Below are 2,002 nucleotides of genomic sequence, written 5' to 3' on the forward strand. Positions count from 1 at the left end.
CTGCTGGGGGTCGGCATCCTGATCTACATGCCCTATGTGCGCAGTATCCAGCGCCAGGGCGAGCAAAGTGCCCAGGTCTACCTGAAAACTTTCGACACCACCTTCCATGGCCTGGAGGAGCGGGGCCGGCTGTTCGAGCTGGACCCGATGGTGGCGTCCTACCAGCAGGCCGCCCAGCAGTCCTTGCAACTGGCCCGTATCCAGCAGTTGAGCGACTACGACTTCCACCTGGAGTATCAGCCCCAGGTGATCAAGGACAGCGGCTTGTGCAGCGGTTGCGAAGCGCTGATCCGCGCCCGTGACCGCGAGGGCAAGGTGCAGTCGCCCTGGGAACTGCTGCAGTGGCTGGGCCAGGCCAAGCTGATGCCCGAGGTGGATTTCTGGGTGGCGTCCCAGGCGGTGCGCCAGCACCTGGCGTGGCGCAAGGTCGGCTTCGAGCTGCCCATCACCATCAACATCTCCAGCGCCACCCTGGCCTCCCGGGAACATGGCCAGCGCCTGCTGGAGATTCTGGCCCGGGCCCAGGGCCAGGTGTCGGTGGAGATTACCGAGGATGCCCTGGTGGGCGATGCGCTGCTGACCCAGCAATGGATCGGCAAGCTCCATGCGCTGGGCGCCCGGGTCTATATCGATGACTTCGGCACCGGCTTTTCCGCCCTGAGCTACCTGCACCAGTTCCCGGTGGACGGGATCAAGATCGACCGCAGCTTTGTCCTCGCCCAGCGTGAACCCAAGGGCGCCCAGGTGTTGAACGGCCTGCTGCGTTTTTGCGAAACCCTCAAGCTCAAAGTGGTGGTGGAAGGGGTGGAAACCCGCGAGCAGCTGGATTTCCTGCAATCGAGTGCCGAGCTGACCATCCAGGGCTGGTACTACAGCAAATCCCTGCCCGGGGAGCAGATCCCCGGTTTTGTCAGCCAGCGCGCGCGGGACGCCCAGGCACTGAAGGCCGATTGACCCCGGGGCTCAAGCCTCGGCGCGGAAGGCCGGGTGTGCCGGGCGGCGCAGCGCCTGCCACGCCCGGGCCTGGGGCCAGTCGGTGGCGCTCAGCCACAGCCCCTGGTGTTCACGCAAGGGTTCGGCAGGCAGGCGCAACAGGTCTTCCAGTGCCCACTCCAGGCTGCGGCCCGGATCGGGATCGTCCGCCGCCTGCCAATCCCGCTCGAACAGCTGCAGCGCCAGGCCCCGGGTATCGAAGTGCTGGAACAGCGGGCGGTGGCGCAGCCAGTCGGGGGCGATGCGCAGGCTGCGTTCCTGCACATCGAGCAGCAGCAACTGCCAGACGCGGTAGCCCTGCTGCGGGTCGCCGGCGCCGAGCCGGAGCCGGGTCAAGGCCAGGTAGCGGGCGTCGCTGGACCAGATCAGCGACGGGGCCAGATCGCCTACTGCACAGCCGGAGGCGGTGAGCAGGTGGCCGCCGAGCCGCGGGCTGGTTTCCCGCAGCCAGCTGTCGGCGTACTCGGTTTCGCTGCCAAACAGCCACGCGGCGTCGCGGCCATCGGGGGCAGGCTGGATAAAGTCACCCTCGGCGACCGCGGCCTGAGGCCGATCCACCAGGCGCCAGGGCGCCACGGGCTGCAATTGGTCATCGATCACCTGCCAGTCCTGGCGCTCATAGCAGGGCTGCGAGGCCGGGCCTTCGGTGCAGAATGCCGCGGCGTGTTCAGGTGCGGGCGCCGGCCGGTTGAAGCGTTGCAGCGGGCTGCTGGCGTGGTCCGGGTCGAGGCGCCCGACCAGCACGGCCAGGCTCAGGCGGCCCTGGCGAAAGTCCAGCAGGCGCGCCGCCAGCAGTGCCGGGCTGTAGATCAGGCGCTGCTGTTGCAGGTCCACCACCACCACCTGGGGGGCCAGATCCAGGGTCTCGCTCCAGGGCAGCAGGGCCAGGTAGCGCTGGCAATCGGAAACCCGATGGTCCAGCAACCAGCACCCGGGCAGTTGCCAGGTGCCGATCTGGCATCGGTAGGCACCCAGGCCCCGGGGGTTGTCCGTCAGCCAGCTGAACAGC

Annotated in this window: 1 protein-coding gene and 1 pseudogene; one reads left to right on the forward strand and one right to left on the reverse strand. The window is 68.0% G+C overall.

The window, feature by feature from the left end; all coding sequences use genetic code 11:
- The coding region (locus F6S12_RS31375; RefSeq protein WP_315869820.1) for an EAL domain-containing protein at window positions 1-954 on the forward strand (954 nt) is incomplete at its 5' end.
- A 9-nt stretch (window positions 955-963) separates the two neighbouring features.
- On the opposite strand, the pseudogene F6S12_RS31380 reads toward F6S12_RS31375, so the two are convergent.
- Window positions 964-2,002: pseudogene (locus F6S12_RS31380) on the reverse strand (hypothetical protein); the annotation flags it as partial.

The organism is Pseudomonas sp. JV245A (assembly GCF_032424515.1).
GTDB classification, from domain to species: Bacteria; Pseudomonadota; Gammaproteobacteria; order Pseudomonadales; family Pseudomonadaceae; genus Aquipseudomonas; species Aquipseudomonas protegens.